Here is a 25,091-nt window from a genome sequence, read left to right as displayed (position 1 = left end):
AAAACATGCAGGGAATTCTCTACGAAGAACCGTCATTCTGGCTGTTTTTTCTCATCACTTGCCTTCTTGGTGGCTGGGCCGCATGGATGACTGGACGCGCCTGTGCGCAGACATGGCGGACTTATCCGCAGCTTCTGCTGTATCTCATCCCATTGGGCGCGGCGGTTCGCTTCATTCACTACGCCTTGTTTGGCGGTACGCTGCTGTCGCTGCATTATTATCTGGTCGACCTCGTCGTCCTGGTGATCATTGGAACAGTAGGATTTCGCTTTACCCGCACCAAGCAGATGGTGCGCCAGTATAACTGGCTCTATGAAAAGGCTTCGCCTTTGAGCTGGAAGGCAAAGTAATTTAAAATTTCGCCGCAAGAGACATGAAAAACACGGCTCTAAAGCAGTCGTTCTGAAAATAAAAACTAAAATGCTCTGGCGGCGGAGTTTTTCTAAAAGATCACGTTGAACAAATAGAATTCAGCGTAGATATTGCTGGGTAATCAGCAAGAAAATAAGCGATGCAAAACATCGTTCGGGGTAACTATAATCGGGAGTTCAAGTAAATGAAGAAATCGCTTTTTTCAGGCGTTGCTCTTGCAGCAGTGATGGCTTTCAGTGGCTCGGCTTGGGCAGACGTGCTTTTGGGCATCGGTGCACCATTGACCGGTCCAAACGCTGTTTACGGTGCTCAGATTCAGAAGGGTGCTGAAGCGGCTATCAAGGAAATCAATGATGCCGGTGGTATCAATGGCGAAAAGATCACGATCACGCTCGGCGACGACGTGTCTGATCCGAAGCAGGGTATTTCCGTTGCAAATAAGTTTGCTGCTGATGGCGTGAAATATGTGATCGGTCACTTCAACTCCGGCGTTTCGATCCCGGCTTCTGAAGTTTATGCCGAAAACGGCATTCTCGAAATCTCGCCAGCTGCAACCAACCCGGTCTATACCGAGCGCGACCTCTGGAACACGTTCCGTACCTGTGGCCGTGATGATCAGCAGGGCATCGTTGCTGGCCAGTATATCTTCGACAATTTCAAGGACGGCAAGATTGCTGTCATTCACGACAAGACCCCTTATGGTCAGGGCCTTGCCGATGAAACCAAGAAGAAGCTGAATGAACTTGGCGTTACAGAAACCGTCTATGAAGGCGTGAATGTCGGCGAAAAGGACTTCTCGGCACTGATCGCTAAGCTCAAGCAGCAGGGCGTGAATGTTCTGTATTGGGGTGGTCTTCACGCTGAAGCTGGTCTCATCATCCGTCAGCTCGCTGATCAGGGTCTGAAGGTTCAGTTCATTTCGGGCGATGGTATCGTTTCGAACGAACTGGCTTCGATTGCTGGTGACGCGGTTGCTGGAACGCTCAATACGTTTGGTCCAGATCCACGTAACAGCCCTGCAAATGCTGAACTCGTCAAGAAGTTCCGCGACGCAGGCTTTGAGCCGGAAGCTTACACGCTCTACTCTTATGCCGCTGTTCAGTCGCTGGCAGGTGCTGCAAAGGCCGCTGGCAGCAACGACCCACAGGAAGTTGCGAAAGCGTTGAAGGAAAAAGGTCCGTTCCCAACTGTGCTTGGCGATCTGTCCTATGACGAGAAGGGTGATCCAAAACTCCCAGGTTATGTAATGTATAAGTGGGAAAAGGGCGCTGACGGGAAATATACTTACGTTCAGCAGTAAGTTTTTCGTAGTATTATTTCGTTTTGATCGTAGATGCCCGGCTATATGCCGGGCATTTTTATTTTAGATTTTCATAAAGGAATGACATCATGCGAAAAAAGCATGATTTTTAGTCTAAAATAAACTGGACAACAAAAAACTAAGATAATCTAACTACTGTAACGATTTTTGCTGGTGTTTATCGCGGCGTATAATTCGTTCCCCTGAGGAGGGGTGAATTGGTTAGGGAGTAGTTGAATTGAAGAAATCCTTATTCTGTGGCGTTTGCCTTTCTGCTTTGGTAGCGATGGGTGGAGCCTCTTTCGCTGATGTACTTTTGGGCGTTGGTGCACCGCTTACGGGCGGTCAGGCTGCCTATGGCGAACAGATCAAGCGCGGCGTTGAAGCCGCTGTCGCAGAAGCCAATGCTAAGGGTGGCATGAACGGCGAACAGATCACGGTCGTTTATGGTGACGATGCGGCTGATCCGCGTCAGGGCATTTCCGTTGCAAACAAGTTTGTCGGCGACGGTGTGCAGTTTGTTATCGGTCACTTCAATTCTGGCGTAAGCATTCCGACATCGGATATTTATGCAGAAAACGGCGTGCTGATGATTGCGCCGGGTACAACGAACCCAACATTTACCGAGCGTGATCTGTGGAACACTTTCCGCACATGCCGTCGTGACGATCAGCAGGGCATCGTTGCGGGTAAGTACATTGCCGACAACTACAAGGACGGCAAAGTCGCCATCCTGCATGACAAGACTCCTTATGGTCAGGGCCTTGCCGATGAAACCAAGAAATCGCTCAATGCCAATGGCAAGGAAGAAACGCTTTATGAAGGCGTCAATCAGGGCGACAAGGATTTCTCGGCGCTGATTTCCAAGATGAAAGCCGCTGGAATTACTGCTGTTTACTGGGGTGGTATGCACCCGGAAGCGGCACTCATCATCCGCCAGATGGCCGATCAGGGTTTGAAGGCGCAGTTCATTTCGGGTGACGGCATTGTTTCCAACGAACTGGCCTCGATTGCAGGTGATGCGGTTGCCGGTGTGCTTAATACTTTTGGCCCAGACCCGCGTGATGATGCAGCCAATGCTGATCTGATCAAGGCGTTCCGTGATAAGGGATTTGAGCCAGAAGCCTACACCTTCTATGCTTATGCGGGTGTTCAGTCACTGGTTGATGCAGCCAATGCTGCCGGAAACAATGATCCGCAGGAAGTTGCCGCTGCTCTCAAGGGCAAGGGTCCATTCAAGACAGTTCTCGGAGATCTGTCCTATGACGCAAAGGGTGATCCAAGCCTTTCGCCTTACGTGATGTTTGAATGGCGCAAGGGTGATGACGGCAAATATAACTACTTCCAGAAGAAGTAAGCCAGACTCAGCCAGTCAGTATGAGTGCTGAACGATGTTCAGTCAGCTGAATGCACTAATTCATGAGTAAATCGGTGCATTTTGCCTCATATATTAGCAAGTTTTGCTTTTAATTTCAGCAGTGTGCCCGGCTTTTGGCCGGGCATATTGTTTTTCTCTCCCGATTGCACAGTTTGTTTGCGCTTGCTTACATTGCAGGCTAATCAAAGTCCTATCTATCATTGCAGTTTTGGGAGTCCTGCCTTGCCCATTAGAAAAATTCTGGTCGCCAACCGTTCAGAAATTGCTATCCGCGTGTTCCGTGCAGCCAACGAGCTTGGCATAAAAACGGTGGCCATATGGGCAGAGGAAGATAAACTCTCACTGCATCGCTTTAAAGCGGATGAAAGTTATCAGGTCGGTCGCGGACCGCATTTGGCGCGAGATCTCGGACCAATTGAAAGCTATCTGTCGATTGATGAAGTCATCCGCGTCGCCAAGCTTTCGGGTGCCGATGCGATCCATCCGGGTTACGGCCTTTTGTCGGAAAGCCCCGAATTTGCCGATGCCTGTGCTGAGAACGGCATCATTTTCATCGGCCCGAAGCCTGAAACCATGCGTCGCCTTGGAAACAAGGTTGCGGCGCGTAATCTCGCAATTGAGATTGGTGTTCCGGTGGTGCCTGCAACCGATCCGCTGCCAGATGATATAGCAGAAGTAAAGAAGCTTGCCGCCAAGATTGGCTATCCGCTGATGCTGAAAGCATCATGGGGTGGTGGCGGTCGCGGTATGCGCGCCATTCGCGCTGAAGAAGACCTTGATCGCGAAGTGACGGAAGCCAAGCGCGAAGCCAAAGCAGCTTTCGGCAAGGATGAAGTCTATCTCGAAAAGCTTGTCGAACGCGCGCGTCATGTCGAAGTACAGATTCTGGGCGATACGCATGGCAATGCCGTTCATCTTTATGAGCGCGACTGCTCGATCCAGCGTCGCAATCAGAAAGTCGTTGAGCGTGCGCCTGCGCCTTACCTCAATGACGAACAGCGTCAGGAACTGGCCAGCTATGGCCTGAAGATCGCCCATGCCACCGATTATATTGGTGCAGGCACGGTCGAATTCCTGATGGATGCTGATACCGGGGCGTTTTACTTCATCGAAGTGAACCCGCGTATTCAGGTTGAGCATACGGTCACGGAAGAAGTGACGGGCATCGATATCGTCAAGGCGCAGATTCATATTCTAGAAGGCTATGCGATTGGAACGCCAGAATCGGGCGTGCCGGAGCAGAAGGATATTCGCCTCAACGGTCATGCGCTTCAGTGCCGCATTACCACTGAAGATCCTGAGCAGAATTTCGTTCCAGATTATGGACGCATTCAGGCCTATCGCTCGGCATCGGGTTTTGGCATTCGTCTCGATGGCGGCACTGCCTATTCAGGTGCGGTTATCACGCGCTATTATGATCCGCTGCTGGTGAAGGTCACAGCGTCGGGCTCGACGCCGATTGAAGCCATCCGTCGTATGGACCGCGCGTTGCGTGAATTCCGTATTCGTGGTGTTGCAACAAATCTCACCTTCGTTGAAGCGATCATCAATCATCCGAAGTTCCAGTCGAATGATTATACGACGCGCTTCATCGATACGACGCCTGAGCTCTTCACGCATATGAAGCGTCAGGATCGTGCGACCAAGCTCCTGACCTACGTTGCTGATGTTACGGTTAATGGTCATCCGGAAACCAAAGGTCGCGCAGAGCCATCTCAGGATGCGGCCAAGCCGATTGTGCCGTGGTTTGGTGATCGTCCGGTGGTCGATGGTACTAAGCAGTTGCTCGACAAGCTCGGACCGCAGAAGTTTGCTGAATGGATGCGCAATGAAAAGCGTGTTCTGTTGACCGATACGACTATGCGTGATGGTCATCAGTCACTGCTGGCAACGCGTGTGCGCACCTATGATATTGCGCGCGTGGCTAATGCCTATGCGCAGGCGCTGCCAAATCTCTTCTCGCTTGAATGCTGGGGCGGTGCGACCTTTGACGTATCGATGCGCTTCCTGACGGAAGATCCGTGGGAACGTCTGGCGATGGTGCGTGAAGGCGCGCCAAACATCCTGCTGCAAATGCTGCTGCGCGGCGCCAATGGTGTTGGCTACAAGTCCTACCCGGACAATGTGGTGAAGTATTTCGTGCGTGAAGCAGCGCGTGGCGGCATGGATTTGTTCCGCGTGTTCGACAGCCTCAACTGGGTTGAGAACATGCGCGTGTCGATGGATGCGGTTCTGGAAGAAAACAAGCTTTGTGAAGCAGCGATCTGCTATACGGGCGATATTCTCAATCCTGAGCGCGCCAAATATGACCTTAAATATTATGTCGATCTGGCCAAGCAGGTTGAAAAGGCTGGCGCGCACATCATCGCCGTCAAAGACATGGCAGGCCTGTTAAAGCCAGCGGCTGCACGCGTGCTGTTTAAGACGCTGCGCGAGGAAACCGATCTTCCGATCCATTTCCACACGCATGACACGTCAGGTATTTCGGCAGCAACTGTGCTTGCTGCTGTCGATGCCGGTGTCGATGCAGTAGATGCGGCAATGGATGCCTTCTCCGGCAATACATCGCAGCCATGCCTTGGGTCGATTGTCGAAGCGTTGCATGGTTCGGACCGCGATCCGGGCCTTGATACGGAAACTATCCGCCGCATTTCCTTCTATTGGGAAGCGGTGCGCAACCAGTATGCGGCCTTTGAAAGTGACCTTAAGGGACCTGCTTCGGAAGTGTACTTGCATGAAATGCCGGGCGGCCAGTTCACGAACCTCAAAGAACAGGCGCGTTCGCTGGGTTTAGAAACTCGCTGGCATGAAGTGGCACAGGCCTATGCCGATGTGAACCGCATGTTTGGCGATATCGTCAAGGTCACGCCGTCCTCCAAAGTGGTGGGCGACATGGCGTTGATGATGGTCTCTCAGGACTTGACCGTTGCCGATGTTGAGAACCCGGACAAGGATATTGCTTTCCCGGATTCGGTTGTGTCGATGATGCGCGGCGATCTCGGTCAGCCGCCATCGGGCTGGCCAGCATCGCTGCAGAAGAAGGTGCTGAAAGACGAAAAGCCTTTCACGGTTCGTCCTGGTTCGCTGCTTCCAGCCGCTGATCTCGATGCCGAGCGTAAGTCGATTGAGGAAACACTTGGCCGCGAGATCACGGATCAGGAATTTGCTTCCTATCTGATGTATCCGAAGGTCTTCACGGATTATGCGGCTGCGCAGGAAAATTATGGTCCGACCAGTGTTCTGCCAACCCCGGTTTATTTCTATGGCTTGAAGCCGGAAGAAGAAGTCTTCGTTGATCTTGAACGCGGCAAGACGCTTGTGATCGTCAATCAGGCAATGTCCGAAACGGATGAGAAGGGCATGGTCACTGTGTTCTTCGAGCTCAATGGTCAGCCGCGGCGCGTCAAAGTGCCAAACCGCGCCAAGGGTGCGTCGGGTGGCGTAAAGCGCAAGGCGGAACTCGGCAATGACAAGCATGTCGGCGCGCCAATGCCGGGTGTTGTGTCTACGGTTGCTGTCTCGCAGGGCCAGAATGTGAAAGCAGGCGATGTATTGCTTTCCATCGAAGCGATGAAGATGGAAACGGCCCTGCGTGCTGAACGCGATGGTTCAATTGCTGAAGTACTCGTGCGCCCAGGCGAACAGATCGATGCGAAGGATCTTTTGATCGTCTTTGGCGAGTAATTCCCTTTTTACTAAACTTGAAAACGCCGTGCCCTTAAAAAGAGCGCGGCGTTTTCTTTTGCTTGCGCGGCTATAAAAATCTGCTATGCACGTTTTTACCGATTCATGCATGTTTTTGCATGATAACAGGAATGGGCGATGACAGAGCTATTACTGGACGAAAGACAAGCGCGCATTCAGCAACTGCTTGAGCAGTCTGGCCGCGTATTGGCGACCGAGCTCGCTGAATACTTTGGTGTTTCGGAAGATACGATCCGACGTGACCTTCGTGAGATGGCGGCTGCGGGTCTTTGCAAGCGCGTCTATGGCGGTGCTTTGAAGGCCGCGCCTTCTTATGCACCGCTTGCTGAACGTGATACGGAAAGACCAGAGGCCAAGACGACGCTTGCGGCCACGCTGGCTTGTCTGATCGAGCCGAACATGACTGTGTTTCTCGATTCCTCCTCGACCAATTTGGCGCTTGCGCGTCTGTTGGTGGATAGGGGTGATTCAATCACGATTGTCACCAACACGCCGTCGATTGCAGCAATCGTTCTGCAGTCCGATAAGATCGATGTTGTGATGATTGGCGGTCCTATTGATCGTCGCGTGAGCGCGGCGGTTGGTACGCGCGCTTTGCGCGATGCGGAACTGGTGCGGCCTGATCTTTGTATGCTCGGAGTATGCGGCTTTTCTGCCGAAACCGGTATTACAGCGCTTCATCTGGAAGATGCGGAATTCAAACGGGTTATTGCGGGCCGTAGCCGTAAGGTTGTGCTGGCAATCACCAGCGACAAGCTCGGCACTGTTGCTGCGCATGATGTCATACCCATTGAGGCGGTCAATGTTATGGCTGTCGAATACGATACAAAGGAAGATGTGCTTGCGCCTTATCGGGCATCAGGCATGACGATTATACACGCCGCAGAAGGGCGTGACTGAGGAAGCCATGGAACAGACTGCAGGACGAAATGATGCGCTGAGTGATCGGGCGCCAATCGTAACCAGAGAGCGCATTGCGGTAGCGCTGCTCTTTCTGATGAACGGATATATTTTTGGTGGCTGGGCACCGAAGATACCCGAGTTTGCAGGTCGTCTTGGGCTTGATACCAGCGGCATGGGTCTGATGATCCTTGTGTTTGGTATCGGTTCACTTTCGATGATGCCGGTGGCAGGCGCACTGTCGGCACATCGTGGCTCTGGTGCGGTTGTGAAGATGTTTGCAATCGGTCTTGTCCCGGCTTTGCTCGTTATTGCGCTGGTGCCCAATATCGTCACAGCCGTGATTGTCATGTTCTATTTTGGTGGCATGATCGGCGCGATGGACGTAGCAATGAACGCGAATGCGGTTGGCGTTGAAAAACACATGCGCCGCGCAATAATGTCGTCCTGCCACGCTTTCTGGAGCCTTGGCGGTCTGATTGGTGCCGCGACTGGCGGCTTTCTGATTGCGCATGTCGGCTCAACCGCTCATGCACTGATTGCAACTGTCGTTGCCGCAGGCGTGCTTGCCTTCGCTTGGCCTTCAATTATTGCCGATAAGCATTATCATCCAAGTGGTGAAAAGCAGAAGCTGACTTTGCCACGCACCGCACTGCCATGGTTGGTGGGTATTATTGCTCTGTTCTCGATGATCCCGGAAGGCGCAATTCTCGATTGGGGTGCTTATTATCTGCGTGATGAACTGGGCGCGTCCGTGACTGTTGCTGGCTTTGGCTTTGCTGCCTTCTCCATGACCATGGCGATCATGCGTTTTGCTGGCGACGTCGTGCGCGACCGTTTCGGTGCGATCAACACGTTGCGCTTTTGTACGTCGATAGCGATTGTCGGTATGGTTATCGTCGGCATTTCAAGCCACCCTTATGCGGTGATCTTTGGCTTCGCCATTTGCGGTATTGGCATCTCCAACATGGTGCCGATTGCCTTCTCGATTGGCGGCAATATACCTGGCATCAACCCGAGTGTTGGCCTGTCGATTGCCACGACGATGGGCTATTCGGGGATGCTGGTTGCGCCTTCGCTGATTGGCTTTGTCGCCAAGCATAGCGGTTTCAGCGTCGTGTTCTTGTCTCTGCCCGTTCTGCTGCTGGTCGTACTGACTTTCTCAGGATTGGCGAAATACGCGGATAGTTCGCATTAAAGTATTTGAGTCAAAAGTGCGTAGCGGTTTTGCGTAGGATAATGCGTGGAAAAAATGCATCGAGCGATTATCGCTCGATGTTTATTCAGCGGTCCAGCCGCCCTCGACGGGTAGGGCGGCACCATTGATCTGCGCTGCGGCATCCGTTGCAAGGAAGGCCGCAAGCGCACCGATCTGCGCAGTCGTCACAAATTCCTTTGTCGGTTGCTTATCCAGCATGACTTCGCGGATCACCGTTTCGCGATCCATATTATGCGCTTTCATCTGATCAGGTATCTGTGCTTCGACAAGTGGGGTCAATACATAGCCGGGGCAGATGGCGTTGGCTGTTATCTTTGCGGTCGCGAGTTCAAGAGCCAGTGTTTTTGTGAAGCCGACAATGCCGTGTTTGGCTGCGACATAGGCCGACTTGAACGGTGATGCGACAAGGCCATGCGCTGACGCGATATTGATGATACGGCCCCAGCCAGCTTTTTTCATATGTGGGATCGCTGCGGCTGACGTGTGAAACGCCGATGTCAGGTTGATCGCTATAATCCGGTCCCATTGATCTGTCGGAAAATCTTCGACGGGCGCTACGTGCTGGATGCCAGCATTATTGACGATCATGTCTGCGCTGCCAAAAGCATCTACGCTTTTTGTAATCAACGCGCGGCAATCGTCGGGCTTTGACATATCAGCGGCAATATAGATCACGCTTACGCCATGTTCTTTGGCGATTGCTTGTGCCAGATCGTGGTCTTCGCTGCGGTCTGTGAAGGAGTTGATCACAACATTGTGCCCGGAACCGGCCAACGCATGGGCGATGCCAAGACCAATGCCGGAATTGGAACCCGTGACAATAGCGGTTTTGTGGGCCTTAGCATTTGCCATGTTTCATCTCCTCCTCTGGAATCATTGCATAATGAGGAGGCGACAAGCCGTCGGCAAGTGATTATATAACAAGAAAACGATGCAGGCAGGCGTTGACAATTGCGCCTTGCTACGCCACCTGAAAACAGGCCCGTACGAAGAGCGGTTTCCGATACGCGAAATATAATTTGCTTCGGCAATTGCAGCAGGACAAAAGAACAGAGCACAATGTCTTCCGAGACCGTCAGCTATTTTTCGCATCCTTTTCCCCGTCGCCGATCCGTTGGCGTGAGCGTTGGCGGAGTTATTGTTGGCGGCAGCGAACCTGTTGTTGTCCAGTCGATGACCAATACCGATACGGCTGATGTTGATGGAACTGTTGCACAGGTTGCAGCTTTGCATCGTGCCGGTTCCGAGATCGTGCGTATTACAGTGGATCGGGACGAATCGGCTGCGGCTGTGCCGAAGATCCGCGAGCGTCTTGAACGCCTCGGCATGAATGTGCCGCTGGTCGGCGATTTTCATTATATCGGTCACAAGCTTTTGGCCGATCATCCGGCCTGCGCTGAAGCGCTTGCGAAATATCGCATCAATCCGGGCAATGTCGGTTTCAAAGACAAAAAAGACAAGCAGTTCGCTGACATCGTCGAAATGGCGATCCGTTACGACAAGCCAGTGCGCATTGGCGTCAACTGGGGTTCGCTTGATCAGGAATTGTTGACCACGCTGATGGATCGGAATCAGGCGGAAGGTGCGCCTTTGAGCGCGCAGGAAGTCATGCGTGAAGCCATTGTGCAGTCGGCACTGATTTCGGCAAATCTTGCTGAAGAGATTGGTTTGAGCCGCGACAAGATCATCCTGTCGGCCAAAGTCAGTCAGGTGCAGGATCTGATCGCTGTTTACACGATGCTCGCTAATCGTTGCGATCATGCACTGCATCTTGGTCTCACCGAGGCCGGAATGGGCACCAAGGGCGTTGTCGCGTCTTCTGCTGCAATGGGTATTCTGCTTCAGCAGGGCATTGGCGATACAATTCGCATTTCACTCACACCGGAGCCGGGTGGTGATCGCACGCGCGAAGTGCAGGTTTCGCAGGAATTGTTGCAGACCATGGGCTTTCGCCAGTTTATTCCGATTGTTGCCGCATGTCCTGGTTGCGGACGCACGACCTCAACCGTGTTTCAGGAACTGGCGCAGAATATTCAGGACGATATTCGCCGTAGCATGCCGATCTGGCGCGAGAAATATCCCGGCGTGGAATCGCTTTCGGTGGCGGTTATGGGGTGCATAGTCAATGGTCCGGGCGAATCGAAACATGCCGATATTGGCATTTCGCTTCCGGGCACAGGCGAAACGCCGTCCGCACCGGTCTTTGTCGATGGCAAGAAGGTGACGACACTGCGTGGACCTCAGATTGCCGCTGATTTCCAGAAGATGGTTGCCGAATATATCGAAAACCGTTTCGGACTTGATCAGAAAGTCGCTTCCTGATCAGCCGTAATTAGCTCTGCCGTTCTGCGATAAAGCGAGCGGCCTGCTTGAGAATAGTTGCATCTTCACCAAATGGCTCAAGAAGCCCCTCGGCCTGTTCGACAAGGCCTGAGAGCTGCTTGCGGGTCCAGTCGATGCCATGAAGCGATACGAGCGTGGCTTTGCCTGCCGCTGCGTCTTTTCCCGTGGCTTTACCCATTATGGCCGCATCCGCAGTCACGTCCAGAAGATCATCGGCAAGCTGGAAAGCAAGGCCGATAGCTGAGCCGAATTCAGCCATGCGCTCGCGATATTCGCGCGACGCACCTGCAATGATTGCTCCTGCCTCACACGCAAAACGAATAAGCGCACCGGTCTTCATTGCTTGCAGTGTAATGATACCCGCTTCATCCGGCTTGTTGCTTTCTGCCATCAGATCAAGGGCCTGACCGCCTGCCATGCCGCCAATACCTGATGCACGCGCGAGCGCCGAGACCAGCTCAATGCGAATGCTCGCTGGTAGGTTGGTTTCGTCTGAGGAGACAATATCAAAGGCATAGGTCAGCAGGCTGTCGCCTGCGAGGATTGCTGCGGCTTCATCAAAAGCCTTATGCACGGTCGGCTGACCGCGCCGCATATCATCATTGTCCATGGCAGGCAGATCATCATGCACAAGCGAATAGCAGTGAATGCATTCTAGCGCCGCCGCCACGCGTAATACAGAATCGCCGTGCTGGCCGAACATGGCGGCACTCTCGACAACGAGGAAGGGGCGCAGGCGCTTTCCGCCATTCAGCACACCATGGCGCATCGCGGCGAGCAATCGTTCGGGGCGCGCCACTTCGCCGGTGCGCAACCGAAGATCCAGAAGCCCGACCAGCATTGTCTCGACTTCGAGAGCGCGCAGATGCAGGGATTGAGCAAAATCTACAGACACGTTTTCCATATGTTAGGGGATGGACCAAAGTGCAGATTTGGTCAACTGGGCACAACGATCAGCACAGGCTTTTTCATCCAGCAGTCATCAAACAGGTTGTTTCTTGTCAGAAGCTTTATGGAATCAGGTTCATTATTGTTAAGGAATAGTTTATGTCGCTTGATAAGGAATAACGGGCGGTGGATGTGGCAAAAATCATTCTCAGGAGCAAAGATGGTCGCAATTACTTGGCTGATCCCGTTTGGGGTGGCAGAATTGCCCTTATGCTCAAGATTTTGATCGGTCTTGCCATTGTTCCGCTTTTTCTGATCCTGCTCTATTCAGTTCCTTTTGTGCGTCCAATCTCCACGTTGATGGTCAAGGATTATGTCCTGTTCCAAGGTGTTGATCGGCAGTGGGTGAGTATCGACGATGTTGCGCCGGTTCTGGTCAACTCGGTGATGATGGCTGAGGATGGACAGTTTTGCAGCCATGGCGGCGTGGACTGGCATCAACTTAGTCTCGTGCTCGACAGTGATGGTGCACCCAGTCGAGGTGCTTCTACGATCACTATGCAGACGGTGAAGAATCTTTTCCTCTGGAATGGCCGGTCTTATGTGCGCAAGGGGCTGGAGTTTCCATTGGCGCTGGCCGCCGATGCCGTATTGTCAAAGCGACGTATTATGGAGATTTATCTCAATATTGCTGAGTGGGGTCCGGGCATCTATGGCATTGAGGCGGCGGCGCAGCACTATTTTAAACGCCCCGCATCTCGGCTGAATGCGCAGCAATCGGCCTTGCTTGCTGTAACGCTTCCCAACCCTGCGCTTCGCAATCCTGCCAAACCTACGCGCAACATGCAGCGCATTTCACGTATTGTTGCCGGACGTGCTTCACGCGCTGGTCCTTATGTGACTTGCGTGCGATAAGTGGTTAGCGTGTAAAAAAGATAAGACTCCGCTGGTCAAATGCTGCGAGAGCGTGTATAGGCACGTGACTTTCCGGAATTTTGTCCGATGTGACAGGCTCCTCGGGGCCGTGCCGGACGTTTATTGATCGATCAGTGGAGCTGAATCCATGGCAGTACCTAAACGCAAAACGTCTCCGTCGAAGCGCGGCATGCGCCGCTCGGCAGATGCACTCAAGGCCCCGACTTACGTCGAGGACAAGAACTCGGGCGAACTTCGTCGTCCACATCATATCGACCTTAAGAGCGGTATGTATCGTGGCCGTCAGGTCCTCGAAGCTAAGGAATAGTCTTAAGCTGCTTCGCAGCTGAAAGATGGTTTTCAAAAACGCCGCTTCCGGTTTCCGGAAGCGGCGTTTTTTATTAATCCGTTGCAGCTGTCTGAATTTATATTTTTACCATAAGGTAAAAAATCATAATTAAAACATGATTTTTGATACTATTTATAATTGTTATTTTAGATAATTTTAAAAAAATGGGTTTAGTTATGAATGGTCTTTTTAATATACTGATACATAATGGAGATCTGTCATTAAATTCATCAATTTTCTTATTAGATGTATTTAAAAGTACGGATGTTAATGAAGGTGTATCTAAAATTATATCAGATACACCTTGTCAGGTGGGGAGTTCTGATAGCCTTACACCCGCAGCAATTACGAGTTTCGCTGATAAAAACTTGCGATAGGGTTACCCTTAGTGGGAATGCAAACGCCACATATCTTGAATGATACGTGGCGTTTATCACGCTAGCCCGCGTCAGCGACAAAATTGCTGGCTTCAACTCCGGAAACAGCGGCTAGCTCATCATTGTCTGAGGTGTCGCCGGAAATACCAACCGCACCGATGATTTCGTTGTTGGAATCCTTGATGAGAACGCCGCCCGGCACTGGAACGATTCTCCCCCCGGAAACGTTGGACAAGCCTTCAAGGAAATGTGGCCTATCTTTTGCCTGGTTGTTAAGCCAGCGTGATCCAGCGCCGACAGCGAGAGCGCCGAAGGCTTTGCCGGATGCGATTTCAAAACGTAAAATCGATGCGCCGTCCTGTTTTTGAAAAGCCTTCAGGTGACCACCGGCATCAAAGACTGATACGGCCAACGGCTTTAGCTTCAGTTCCGTGGCTTTTGCAAAAGCGGCTGTGATGATGGCATTGGCTTTTCCTAGGGTGAGCGCGGACATAGTGATCTCCTTAGTTTCCGTCATCCCAACTTAACGCGTGTTGCGCGAGGCGTGTGGCTTTAAGTGCGCGCTCCATGACGAAACAGATTATTGATTTGAGCAAAAATACTTCGCATCGTTGCAATGCACGAAACTTGCAAAGCAATGCGTTTTGGTCTTTCTCTGTCGGTGATTTTCAAGGAGGAAAGAATGACTGCATCACATACCCAGAAAGCAATCGTCATCGCCAGTGCAGCGCGTACCGCTGTGGGGGCGTTTAATGGCGCTTTCGCCAATGTACCCGCGCATGAACTTGGAGCGGCTGCGATTAAGGCAGCACTTGAACGTGCAGGTGTGGACGCTGCTGATGTTGATGAGGTCATTCTCGGACAGGTGCTCACTGCGGGTGAGGGGCAGAATCCTGCCCGTCAGTCCGCTATGGTCGCTGGTTGTCCCATCGAGACGACTGCCTTTTCGATCAACCAGCTTTGTGGTTCGGGCCTACGTGCCGTGGCGCTTGGTATGCAGCAGATCCTTTCGGGTGATGCGAAAATCATTGTTGCAGGTGGTCAGGAATCGATGTCGATGGCGCCGCATTGCGCGCATCTGCGCAGTGGCGTGAAGATGGGCGACTTCAAGATGATCGATACGATGATCAAGGACGGCCTGACCGATGCCTTTCACGGATACCACATGGGTATCACTGCCGAAAACATCGCAAAGCAATGGCATCTGAGTCGGGAGGATCAGGACAGCTTTGCGCTTGCTTCGCAAAACAAGGCGGAGGCAGCGCAGAAGGCTGGCCGTTTCGATGATGAAATCGTGCCGTTTGTAGTCAAAAGCCGCAAGGGTGAAACGGTTGTTTCTGCGGACGAATATATTCGTGCGGGAACGACTATTGAGGCGCTTTCAAAACTCAAGCCTGCTTTTGATAAAGAAGGCACTGTGACGGCTGGGAACGCATCCGGCATTAATGATGGTGCTGCCGCGCTGGTCCTGATGGATGCCGATGAGGCTGCAAAGCGTGGTGTTGAGCCGCTTGCACGGATTGTTTCCTGGGCAACCGCAGGTGTCGATCCATCGATCATGGGAACAGGGCCAATTCCTGCTACGCGCAAAGCACTCGAAAAGGCTGGCTGGACAGTTGCTGATCTTGATCTGGTCGAAGCCAACGAAGCTTTCGCCGCGCAATCCTGTGCTGTGGTTCGCGATCTTGGGATTAACCCAGAGATCGTCAATGTGAATGGCGGAGCGATTGCTATCGGCCATCCGATAGGCGCATCGGGCGCACGCGTGCTGACGACCCTTCTCTATGAGATGGAACGTCGTGGCGCAAAGCGTGGTCTTGCTACGCTTTGCATCGGTGGTGGCATGGGTGTCGCGATGTGTGTCGAGCGGCCATAAACAGCTTAAAGGTTAACGCTGATACGCTTTGAAACGACATTAGGGCAGCAAATATGTGCTGCCCTATGGGGATTCCAATCACGGAGCCACTACATATTGTGAGAACAAAGGCAGAAAATCGATCAATCAGCGATTCGTCGCCGATTCGTTCTGGCTTTGAACTGAAGGTTAATGAAAATACGTTTTTAATCGGCCTGAATTGAACTAAGGCTCGGAAAAAAATGATAATTTAGAAACGGGTGATTTTATTGCGCTCTGCGAATTGTGTCGATGAATGCAAAGGTTAACAATCGCGCAGTTTTATACTCGAAAACTCCCGTGCATTAACAATTACGATTCATCATATAGTGGCAGGATAGGCGTCAATGTCTATATGTTGCCGTGAACAAAAGGCGAAGAGCGCAGAGTCAGCGATTCGTCGCCGATTCGTTCCAGAGTCGTTCCATTTGTTAAACGGCGTATTTGTTAAGATATCCGGGCATCCAAAACCCAGAGTGAATCATGTGTATTGAGGCGCAGTGCCATGGATAAGCCGTTTTGTTTTTTTGAGGGTGCATGCATCAAGAGTTCCGGCTAGAACAGTCGCGGCTTTGACCGCGCCGGAATTGCTTTAAGAACATAGGTCTAAACTTAACAGGAGCGCTTTCGGCTCAAGTCATATAGTGCTATCGCATAGCTTTACGTATGGCATTTGTTCCGGGAATTCTACAATTGGCATGAACCAACTCCCTGCCCATGATCTGCCGCTGACCTTGAGCGGCCGCGGTGTGACTGCGGTGCTTGGGCCGACGAATACCGGCAAGACGCATCTCGCGATTGAGCGTATGTTGTCACATGGCAGTGGCATGATTGGTCTTCCGCTGCGTTTGCTTGCGCGCGAAGTCTACAATCGTGTCGTTGAGAGAGTGGGCGCGGCTAATGTTTCGCTGATCACCGGCGAAGAAAAAATCGCTCCGCCCAATTCGCGCTATTCTGTTTGCACTGTTGAGGCCATGCCGCGCCGCACGGATATGCCCTTTGTGGCTATCGATGAAGTGCAGCTCGCTGGCGATCTTGAACGCGGGCATATTTTCACGGATCGTATTTTGCATCTGCGTGGGCGGCAGGAAACGTTGTTGCTCGGCGCTGGCACGATGCGCGGCATTTTGGAAAAGCTGTTGCGTGGCATTACGGTGGTGACGCGTCCGCGCCTGTCACATCTCACCTACGCAGGTTCCAAGAAGATTATCCGTTTGCCCAACCGTTCTGCGGTTGTCGCTTTTTCTGCCGATGAAGTTTATGCGATTGCCGAGTTAATCCGCCGTCAGCGCGGTGGTGCTGCGGTGGTTATGGGCGCGCTGAGCCCACGCACACGCAATGCACAGGTCGAGCTTTATCAGTCGGGCGATGTTGACTTTCTCGTTGCGACCGATGCCATTGGCATGGGCCTTAATCTGGATGTCGATCATGTCGCCTTTGCGCAAAACCGCAAGTTTGATGGTTATCAGTTCCGTGATCTGACACCAGCTGAGTTAGGGCAGATCGCTGGTCGCGCCGGTCGTCATTTGCGTGATGGTACGTTTGGCGTGACGGGTCAGGTTCGTCCGCTGGACGATGAAATGGTTGAGCGGGTTGAAGCGCATGACTTTGACCCAGTTAAAGTTCTGCAATGGCGGACGGGTCGTTTCGACTTTTCTTCGCTGAATGCCTTGCTCTATTCTTTGGACACACCAACACCTGTTGTCGGTTTGACCAAAGCTTTGCCTGCTGTTGATCAGCAGGCTCTTGAAAATTTGTCGAAAGACGAAGACATTGTGCGGCTTGCAACGACGCCTGCGCGGATTGAACTTTTGTGGGATACCTGTGCGCTCCCCGATTATCGTAAGATCGCGCCGGCTCAACATGCCGATATCATAGCAACCATTTATCAGGATCTGGTCCGCCGAGGGAGCGTTGATGAAGATTATATGAGCGAACAGGTGCGCCGCGCCGATAGTACAGAGGGGGAAATCGACACTCTGTCTCATCGCGTCGCGCAAATCCGTACCTGGACTTTTGTGTCGCACAGGCCAGGATGGCTTGCCGATCCGACACACTGGCAGGAAAAGACGCGCGAAATTGAGGACAGATTGTCCGACGCGCTGCATGAAAGGTTGACGAAACGCTTTGTAGACCGCAGGACAAGCGTGCTTATGAGGCGCCTGAGAGAGAATGCTATGCTAGAAGCAGAAATCAGCTCGACCGGAGACGTAAACGTCGAAGGCCATAATGTCGGGCAACTGGAAGGATTCCGTTTTACCGCTGACGTTCAGTCCGATGGACCGGATGCGAAGGCAGTAAAGACGGCTGCACAAAAGGCGCTAGCCGCCGAATTTGACCGTCGTGCGGAGCGTTTTGCCGCTGCTCCCAACGGTGATTTTGCGCTCGGTTCAGACGGTGTTCTGCGCTGGGTTGGTGCGACGGTCGCTACGCTTGTTGCGGGCGATGATGTGTTGAAGCCGCGCGCGGTCATTTTAGCTGATGAGCAGCTGACTGGCCCAGCGCGCGATAAAGTTGCTGCACGCATTGAACGTTTTGTCGCTCATCACATTGAGACCGTTTTAAAGCCTCTGACGGATCTCAGTGCTGCTGATGCGCTGACCGGCATGACACGCGGTCTGGCTTTCCAGATCGTAGAAGGTCTTGGTGTTCTTCAGCGTCGCGATGTGAGCGAAGAAGTACGTGGTCTTGATCAGGACTCGCGCGCAGCGCTTCGTCGTCTTGGCGTGCGCTTCGGTGCCTATCATGTTTTCATGCCAATGCTGCTCAAGCCTGCTCCTGCTGGCCTGATCACACTGCTTTGGGCATTGAAGAACGAAGGCAAAGAACGCGCGGGCTACGGCGACGTCGTCAATGTGCTGGCCGCTGGCCGTACATCGGTTGTCGTTGACCCGGCTTTTGATCAGCAGTTCTACCGTCTTGCAGGTTATCGCGTGCTGGGCCGTCGTGCTGTTCGTATCGACATTCTGGAGCGTTTGGCTGATCTTATCCGTCCGGCACTTGCCTGGCGTCCAGGCGCGGGTACGCGTGCGGAAGGCGCATTTGATGGCGGTCGCTTTATTGTGACGCCTGCGATGATGTCTATTCTGGGCGCGACTGCTGAGGACATGGAAGAAATTCTGAAAAGCCTCGGTTATCGTCAGGAAGCGATGGACGCAGCTGCTGTCACCGCTAAGCTTGCCGAGCTTGATGCATTTGCGGCTGCTGCCGCAACTGCTGCTCAAGCTGAGGTTGTTGAAGAAGAAACGGTCTTCAAAGCAGCTGTTCCAGCCTCTGCGCCGGTTAGCGAAGTAAAGCCCGCTGTTCCTGCCGCAGAACCTGTTCCAGCGCATGTTGAGGCTGTTGCAAAGGCAAAGCCAGTATCAGAATCAGTCGAGGCTCCTGCTGAAGAACCTAAGCCTGTTCTTCTCTGGCGTCAGGGCCGCTTCGAAGGCCGCAATCGCAATCAGGATCAGAACCAGAATCGTCAGCGCAACAATCGCCCACAGCAGGGTGATGCGCGCAAGTCAGATGCTGGTGCTGAAGGTGGTGATGCGCAGGGCGCACGTGATAATCGCGGCGGTGCAAAGCGTTTTGACAAGAACCGTCGTAATGATGGCGAAGGTCAGGATCGTGGCCAGAACAAGCGTGAAGGCTTTAAAGGCAAGCCTCGTGATGGCAATCGCGATCATCGCCAGCCAAAGCGTGACAATGTGAGCCCACAGGCAAACAAGCGCGTCGAGCAGGAACGTCCGGTTCGTATTGACCCCGATTCGCCATTTGCCAAGCTTCTTGCTCTTAAGGAGCAGATGAAGAAGTAAAATGGTGACCGAAGCGATTGCACGACAGCGCATCGATAAGTGGCTGTTCTTTGCTCGCGTGGTTAAATCAAGATCGCTGGCGGCGAAACTCGCCGCTGGCGGTAAGGTCCGGGTTAATAGCGGAAAGATCGATCAGGCTGCCTATCAAGTGAAGATTGGCGATGTTCTCACCATCACGCTTGAACGACATATTCTGGTCTACAAGGTTTTGGCCCCCGGAGAACGGCGCGGCCCAGCGCCCGAGGCGCAGCTTCTTTATGAAGATATGACGCCCAAACCAACGCAACAATCGAAAGCTATTGAGGCCGTTCAGCCACAGCGTGAAAGTGGTGCGGGACGACCGACGAAGAAAGAACGCCGCGAAACGGATCGTTTGCGCGGTCACTGATGCGGACGCAATGACGCAGTTTGATGTGCTTTAACGAATGAAATTGCGTGTTAAGCGTCTAAAATAAAAGCATTTTCTGAATTTTAATGCGCAAAAGAAATGTCATTTCAGATGTTCGTGACATAGTGATATTGCGTCGTTTGGACCCTTGTCATGGCGAGATAAAGTCGTTACCTCACCGTTGGCGATTGCATAGGCATGAGCTGGCAAGCAAGCCACACGCCGTAGCACCATATGCGTGACACATATGACGTGACCGGAGCGAAAACATTCAGATGTTCGATCTGCGTGTTTAACTGCCAGTTCACTAGAGATAAGCCGTCTCTTCAAATGGAAGAGTGGCAACAGGAGTTGGACAATGACTTATGTCGTGACCGATAATTGCATTCGTTGCAAATATACGGACTGCGTCGAGGTTTGTCCTGTCGACTGTTTCTATGAAGGCGAGAATATGCTCGTCATCAATCCAGACGAGTGCATCGATTGCGGTGTCTGTGAGCCTGAATGCCCTGCTGAAGCCATTAGCCCTGATACTGAGCCGGGCCTCGACAAGTGGCTCGAGTTGAACGCTGAATATGCAGCGAAGTGGCCAAACCTGACCGCCAAAAAAGATGAGCTTCCTGAAGCGAAAGAAATGGATGGCGTGACCGGCAAGCTTGAGCAGTTCTTCTCGGCTGAGGCTGGCCCCGGCGATTGATCGCTCGCTAGAGCTTTTTTCGGTTAATTTTGATAAAAATAGTTGCCTCAAAAATGCGTTCTGAATCGTGGAATGCGACATATTTGGCAATTTGTTGATTCTTGCGCGAAATTGTGTTACCTTGCGTAAATAATTTCGGTGACTGGACGTCAACACGTGGCGCAAATGCGTTAATCTCTGAAAGGGCTAATCTTTTTTACTGGGCTGTATGGCACCGGGATGGATTATTGCGATTGCAGCAACCGTTCCTCACCAAACTCTCCCGGTGAATAAATTTGTGCCTGAGATGCGCTTCCAGCTCAAAACCGCAACGACTTCCGTACGTCTCCCAAGGCGTGCGGTCGAAATCATGTGTTAACCGGCGAGTTGTGCCGGGCACAACAGGGAGTATTAGAGCGTATGACATCCCAGCAGAAGAAGGCGCCGGCTCGTCAGGGTTTCAAGACCGGTGAATCCATTGTTTATCCAGCTCACGGCGTTGGTCAGATCGTAGCCATCGAAGAGCAGGAAGTTGCCGGCCACAAGCTTGAGCTTTTTGTTATCGACTTTGAAAAAGACAAGATGCGCCTCAAGGTGCCAGTCGCTAAGGCTGTCAGCATCGGTATGCGCAAGCTGTCGGAAACCGATTATGTTGAACGCGCATTGAAGGTCGTACAGGGCCGTGCACGCGTCAAGCGCACCATGTGGTCGCGCCGCGCACAGGAATATGATGCGAAGATCAATTCCGGCGACCTCATCATGATTTCTGAAGTTGTTCGTGATCTGCATCGCGCTGAAAACCAACCAGAGCAGTCCTACTCTGAGCGTCAGCTTTATGAAGCAGCGCTTGACCGTATGGCTCGCGAAATTGCTGCAGTGAACAAGCTTTCAGATACAGAAGCTGTTCGTCTTATCGAAGCAAATCTTGCTAAGAGCCCGAAGCGCACCAAGGCTGATATTGAAGCCGAAGGCGATGCTGAAGGTGACGAAGTCGAAGCAGCATAATAAATCGCTGTATTTTTCTTTAAAAAGCCCGGTTCTGCCGGGCTTTTTATTTGCCGCGCAACAGAGTTTGGCCTTGCCCAACTGATCCTGAACTCTATTTTCTTTGATATCTGAAGATTTATCGCGTTCCTAATGGAACCGCAGAGCTTCGTTTGCGTTGTAATCAAACCAGTTCGTAAACGGGTTTGTTTTGCGGCGTACCAATCTGGCCTCAAAGCAGGTCTGTCATAGGGTTTTTGAACGAATACGAGTTGTTCATTCAATTGTTCTTCGCAGAGCTGATTTATCTTTTGTCTTGCCCTTCAGAGTTCTTTTGAAGGCTTTGCACTAAGAACAGGAGAACCAGATGAGCATGTTGTCGATTAGCAGTTCCTCCCCAGTTCCGACCCAAGTTTCAGCCTCAGTTCCCTCGTTGCGGTTGCCGAAGGCGTCGCGCAACATGGTGCCTGCACCATCTTCCTCCCCCCAATCGATGATCCGCAATGCGATGTCAGCGCCTTATCTTGAGCGTGAAGAAGAGCGTTCGCTGGCCATAGCCTGGAAAGAAAATAAAGATCAGGACGCGCTGCATCGTATGACCGCATCACATATGCGGTTGGTCATTTCGATGGCGGGACGTTTCCGCAAGTTTAAGCTGCCGATGAGTGATCTTATTCAGGAAGGCTATGTAGGTCTGCTTGAAGCAGCAGCACGCTTTGATCCTGAGCGTGAAGTTCGTTTCTCGACTTATGCCTCATGGTGGATCCGCGCTTCGATGCAGGATTACATTTTGCGCAACTGGTCGATCGTTCGCGGTGGCACCAGTTCGGCACAAAAGTCGCTGTTCTTCAATCTTCGTCGCCTGCGCTCGAAGCTTGCGCAAGAAGATGAAACGCTGACGAAGGCAGAAATCTATCGCCAGATTTCAACGCAACTTGGCGTGTCGGCGAGCGATGTTGAAGTGATGGATAGCAGGCTTTCTGGCTCTGACAGTTCGCTTTCAGCCTCGATGAACAATGATGAATCAGGCACGTCAAGCCGCATGGATTTTCTTGTCGATGATCATCCTTTGCAGGATGAGGTCGTGGAAGGCACTATCGATACGGAACGTCGTGTTGGCTGGCTTCACACAGCGCTTCATGCGCTCAATGAACGCGAGCTGCATATCATTCGCGAGCGTCGTCTTGATGATGATGGTGTGACGTTGGAAGCGCTCGGTGAAAAGCTTGGCATTTCAAAAGAGCGCGTCAGGCAGATCGAAAGCCGCGCGATGGAAAAACTTAAGATCGCACTGCTTAATCAGCACGAAATGGCAGCTTATCAGGCCTGATATTTATTCCTGACTGCCTTTTAACCGGGCTGACCAGTCTTCGACTTTGCGGTTTTCAAGGCGGCGGAGGGCATAGCGCTTCCAGCCGTCGGCGAGGTGGGCGATTCCGGCCATCTGTGCCAGCTCGTCATAATTGAGCGTATCGACATAAAGCAGATGCCAGAGACGGTGTAACGTCCATTCTGGCGATAGGCGCTCGATCAGTGTCATTGCATCGTTTTGCGCAACGACGCCTTCTTCCAAAACACGATAATACCAGCCGGTGCGACCTGTCTTTTGAACACGGACAGCCATATCTGCGACATTGAAACGAGCATTCAGCTTCCAGCAGGGCTGTCTGCCCTGAGAAATTTCAATAACTGCCGTGCCTATGCGAAAGCGATCACCGACCGCAACATTATGTTCAGTCAGGCCGGTGGTAGAAATATTCTCGCCAAAGGCACCTGCATTGTCGAGCTGCTGATTTTCGCCGACATCGTTGAGCCAATCCGCATAATGATCGCGTGGATAGTGATGGACAGCTTTTTCAGGCCCGCCATGCACTTTTCTGTCGCCTTGCTTATCGCATTCCAGCCCATCGCGCAGAAGGCGGACGGGGCCATAAACGGGCTTTTTATCAATGCCGCTTGGTGCTTTCCGCTCTCCCAAGGGGGCAATCTTTCCAGCGAGCAATGATTCGACGATCACTTCCATTAAGACCTACTCGCTGATGAGCTTCACGCGGTCGCCGACTGATACCGTCGCACCGGCTGGCATAGCATTGAGAAGACGGAACAGCTCCAGTTTGCGCGTCGTGCCCTGCATGCGTGCCGAAAGGCTTGCCATCGTGTCGCCCGGCTTCACAGCGACCACGCGAATACGCAATGGCTTGATAGCTTCCTGTTCAGCGGGTGAAAGCAGACGGAACGACTGCGTCACGGTTTGCGATGCAGGCATCAAAGCATTGCTGGCTTTTGGCGCTGCAGTGAGGAAGCGATAAACCTTGTTGTTAGCGGCTATCACCACAATGTCGAATTGCCAGCGGTCGGCACTTGCGCGTGCTGTTGCAGCGGGCAGGCCGTTAATGGTGATCGGACGGATCGAGCTTTCGTCCAGGCCTGTCACCCAACCCGATTTGATGTAATCGGTAAGGTTTGAGCCTGATGGTAGCGATGCGCCGTCAAAGCGGATGGCCACTTCGCCCGGACCGCTTGCCATGACGGCTGTCGCTGAATTGTCGATGGTGAAACCGGCGGGAGCTGTAAAGGTCACCCCAAGTTTTGGATGAATGAAGGTCTGTTCGCGAACATAGCCCTCGCTCGGTGAGTCGCCATACAGCAGCCCATCAATACCATTGAGGAAAGAATCGCGATCCGTTGTGCCGACACCCGGTGCACCGATACGGCGCGCATGACCGAGTGCCAACTGAATGCGCTGCGGCGTTGCAGGGTGGCTTGCAAGGAAGTCGAGGCTTGCATCGGTGGCACCTGAGACTGAACGGAAATCCGTATAGGCTTCCATCGATTGCAGGAAACGTGCAGACGCAAACGGGTCGTAACCCGCTTCACCGATCATCTTGATGCCGATAGCATCGGCTTGAAGTTCCTGATTGCGGGAGAACTGCGCAAGACGCAGCTTGCCGCGAATGTCTGCTTCACGGCTTGCGCTCTCATTGTGCAACACTTCAGTCGCAACGCGTCCGGCGATTGCCGTCTCGGCTTCTTTTTCCTGACGCAGAATACCGTGATTGGCAACCACATGGCCCATTTCGTGTGCGATGACAGCTGCAACTTCTGACGAGTCGTTGGCAAGTGCCAGCAGACCACGCGTTACGTACAGAAAACCGCCCGGCAATGCGAAAGCATTAATATTCGGGCTATCGAGAATGGTGATGCGATAAGTTTGATCCGGCTTGTCAGAAACGGTTGTGAGATTACCCACGATCTTGGCGACCATGCGCTCGAGCTTCGCATCCTTATATTCGCCGCCATAGGTGGCAAGAATGCGTGGATGCTGCTGTGCGCCAATTTGCGCCAGGCGATCATTGCGGGAAACGTTTTCAACGGTCACCGGATTTGAAGACGGCTGAAGGCCCAGATCCTTACTGGAATTGATCGACTGGCAGCCCGACATCATGGCAACAGAAAGCAAGCCAAAACCGATGGCCGATTTCCGCCAATTGTGCTGTGCCCATTCTGGCAGGGAAAGGGGAAGACACAGGGAGGCCCGAAGACGGGTCGTATGACGGAACAGTATTTTACCCTCGCAATTGAATCAGTACCGATCACTCTGGC

At 52.5% G+C, this 25,091-nt stretch carries 20 protein-coding genes; 15 read left to right on the top strand and 5 right to left on the bottom strand.

Translation table 11 applies throughout. From position 1 onward, the window contains the following. Positions 1 to 5 precede the first annotated feature (5 nt). The 6 genes from J2782_RS18835 to J2782_RS18810 all read left to right on the top strand — a co-directional run bounded on the left by J2782_RS18835 (position 6) and on the right by J2782_RS18810 (position 8,853). On the top strand, positions 6 to 350 hold the full coding sequence (locus J2782_RS18835) for a DUF6867 family protein (protein WP_250041199.1): 345 nt from the start codon (positions 6 to 8) through the stop codon (positions 348 to 350). Positions 351 to 556: 206 nt separating this feature from the next. Continuing rightward, positions 557 to 1,672 (top strand): branched-chain amino acid ABC transporter substrate-binding protein, encoded by a 1,116-nt coding sequence (locus J2782_RS18830; RefSeq protein ID WP_310015363.1) that lies wholly within the window; start codon positions 557 to 559, stop codon positions 1,670 to 1,672. A 238-nt stretch (positions 1,673 to 1,910) separates the two neighbouring features. Further along, positions 1,911 to 3,029, top strand: coding sequence for a branched-chain amino acid ABC transporter substrate-binding protein (locus J2782_RS18825; protein WP_310015362.1), 1,119 nt, complete (start codon positions 1,911 to 1,913; stop codon positions 3,027 to 3,029). Between the two features lie 243 nt (positions 3,030 to 3,272). Beyond that, positions 3,273 to 6,734, top strand: coding sequence for a pyruvate carboxylase (gene pyc, locus J2782_RS18820; protein WP_310015360.1), 3,462 nt, complete (start codon positions 3,273 to 3,275; stop codon positions 6,732 to 6,734). A 138-nt stretch (positions 6,735 to 6,872) separates the two neighbouring features. Continuing rightward, positions 6,873 to 7,655 carry a DeoR/GlpR family DNA-binding transcription regulator gene (locus J2782_RS18815; protein WP_310015357.1) on the top strand — a complete coding sequence of 261 codons (783 nt, stop codon included), beginning with the start codon at positions 6,873 to 6,875 and terminating at the stop codon, positions 7,653 to 7,655. A 7-nt stretch (positions 7,656 to 7,662) separates the two neighbouring features. Further along, positions 7,663 to 8,853 (top strand): MFS transporter, encoded by a 1,191-nt coding sequence (locus tag J2782_RS18810; protein ID WP_310015355.1) that lies wholly within the window; start codon positions 7,663 to 7,665, stop codon positions 8,851 to 8,853. A gap of 81 nt (positions 8,854 to 8,934) precedes the next feature. Here the strand turns inward: J2782_RS18810 and J2782_RS18805 are convergent, their stop codons facing one another. Then, positions 8,935 to 9,726 (bottom strand): 3-hydroxybutyrate dehydrogenase, encoded by a 792-nt coding sequence (locus tag J2782_RS18805; RefSeq protein ID WP_310015354.1) that lies wholly within the window; start codon positions 9,724 to 9,726, stop codon positions 8,935 to 8,937. Positions 9,727 to 9,933: 207 nt separating this feature from the next. On the opposite strand from J2782_RS18805, the gene ispG reads away from it, so the two are divergent. Beyond that, the gene (gene ispG / locus J2782_RS18800) at positions 9,934 to 11,196 is read left to right on the top strand and encodes a flavodoxin-dependent (E)-4-hydroxy-3-methylbut-2-enyl-diphosphate synthase (RefSeq protein ID WP_310015352.1); all 1,263 of its coding nucleotides are present in this window, start codon (positions 9,934 to 9,936) and stop codon (positions 11,194 to 11,196) included. Positions 11,197 to 11,206: 10 nt separating this feature from the next. Here ispG and J2782_RS18795 read toward each other — a convergent pair whose 3' ends face one another. Then, positions 11,207 to 12,121 (bottom strand): polyprenyl synthetase family protein, encoded by a 915-nt coding sequence (locus tag J2782_RS18795; protein WP_310015351.1) that lies wholly within the window; start codon positions 12,119 to 12,121, stop codon positions 11,207 to 11,209. A 176-nt stretch (positions 12,122 to 12,297) separates the two neighbouring features. Here J2782_RS18795 and mtgA point away from each other — a divergent pair, with 176 nt between their 5' ends. Together mtgA and rpmF are read left to right on the top strand one after the other, a co-directional pair. Then, positions 12,298 to 13,020, top strand: coding sequence for a monofunctional biosynthetic peptidoglycan transglycosylase (mtgA, locus tag J2782_RS18790; RefSeq protein ID WP_310015349.1), 723 nt, complete (start codon positions 12,298 to 12,300; stop codon positions 13,018 to 13,020). Positions 13,021 to 13,168: 148 nt separating this feature from the next. Next, a complete protein-coding gene (gene rpmF / locus J2782_RS18785; protein WP_006467787.1) occupies positions 13,169 to 13,348 on the top strand; it encodes a 50S ribosomal protein L32 in 180 nt (59 codons plus the stop codon). 459 nt (positions 13,349 to 13,807) lie between these two features. Here the strand turns inward: rpmF and J2782_RS18780 are convergent, their stop codons facing one another. Beyond that, positions 13,808 to 14,239, bottom strand: a complete 432-nt coding sequence (locus J2782_RS18780; protein ID WP_310015348.1) for a GlcG/HbpS family heme-binding protein — start codon at positions 14,237 to 14,239, stop codon at positions 13,808 to 13,810. 189 nt (positions 14,240 to 14,428) lie between these two features. Between J2782_RS18780 and J2782_RS18775 the strand changes: the two genes are divergently transcribed. The 6 genes from J2782_RS18775 (at position 14,429) to J2782_RS18750 (ending at position 22,818) form a co-directional block, all read left to right on the top strand. Next, positions 14,429 to 15,622 carry an acetyl-CoA C-acetyltransferase gene (locus J2782_RS18775; RefSeq protein WP_310015347.1) on the top strand — a complete coding sequence of 398 codons (1,194 nt, stop codon included), beginning with the start codon at positions 14,429 to 14,431 and terminating at the stop codon, positions 15,620 to 15,622. A gap of 716 nt (positions 15,623 to 16,338) precedes the next feature. Next, on the top strand, positions 16,339 to 19,440 hold the full coding sequence (locus J2782_RS18770) for a helicase-related protein (protein WP_310015345.1): 3,102 nt from the start codon (positions 16,339 to 16,341) through the stop codon (positions 19,438 to 19,440). Between the two features lies 1 nt (position 19,441). After that, on the top strand, positions 19,442 to 19,828 hold the full coding sequence (locus tag J2782_RS18765) for an RNA-binding S4 domain-containing protein (protein WP_310015344.1): 387 nt from the start codon (positions 19,442 to 19,444) through the stop codon (positions 19,826 to 19,828). Positions 19,829 to 20,186: 358 nt separating this feature from the next. Further along, positions 20,187 to 20,525: a ferredoxin FdxA gene (gene fdxA, locus J2782_RS18760; RefSeq protein ID WP_310015343.1), complete on the top strand. Its 339-nt coding sequence runs from the start codon at positions 20,187 to 20,189 to the stop codon at positions 20,523 to 20,525. A gap of 399 nt (positions 20,526 to 20,924) precedes the next feature. Further along, a complete protein-coding gene (locus J2782_RS18755; RefSeq protein WP_250041175.1) occupies positions 20,925 to 21,509 on the top strand; it encodes a CarD family transcriptional regulator in 585 nt (194 codons plus the stop codon). A 346-nt stretch (positions 21,510 to 21,855) separates the two neighbouring features. Then, positions 21,856 to 22,818, top strand: coding sequence for an RNA polymerase factor sigma-32 (locus J2782_RS18750; RefSeq protein WP_404989675.1), 963 nt, complete (start codon positions 21,856 to 21,858; stop codon positions 22,816 to 22,818). A 3-nt stretch (positions 22,819 to 22,821) separates the two neighbouring features. Here the strand turns inward: J2782_RS18750 and J2782_RS18745 are convergent, their stop codons facing one another. Both J2782_RS18745 and cdlP read right to left on the bottom strand, forming a co-directional pair. After that, a complete protein-coding gene (locus J2782_RS18745) occupies positions 22,822 to 23,511 on the bottom strand; it encodes an MOSC domain-containing protein (protein ID WP_310015340.1) in 690 nt (229 codons plus the stop codon). Positions 23,512 to 23,517: 6 nt separating this feature from the next. Then, positions 23,518 to 24,999 (bottom strand): cell division protease CdlP, encoded by a 1,482-nt coding sequence (gene cdlP / locus J2782_RS18740; protein WP_310015480.1) that lies wholly within the window; start codon positions 24,997 to 24,999, stop codon positions 23,518 to 23,520. Positions 25,000 to 25,091 lie beyond the last annotated feature (92 nt).

It is taken from the genome of Brucella pseudogrignonensis (assembly GCF_031454375.1).
GTDB lineage: Bacteria > Pseudomonadota > Alphaproteobacteria > Rhizobiales > Rhizobiaceae > Brucella > Brucella pseudogrignonensis_A.
This window is presented reverse-complemented; position numbering and strand designations above follow the sequence as displayed.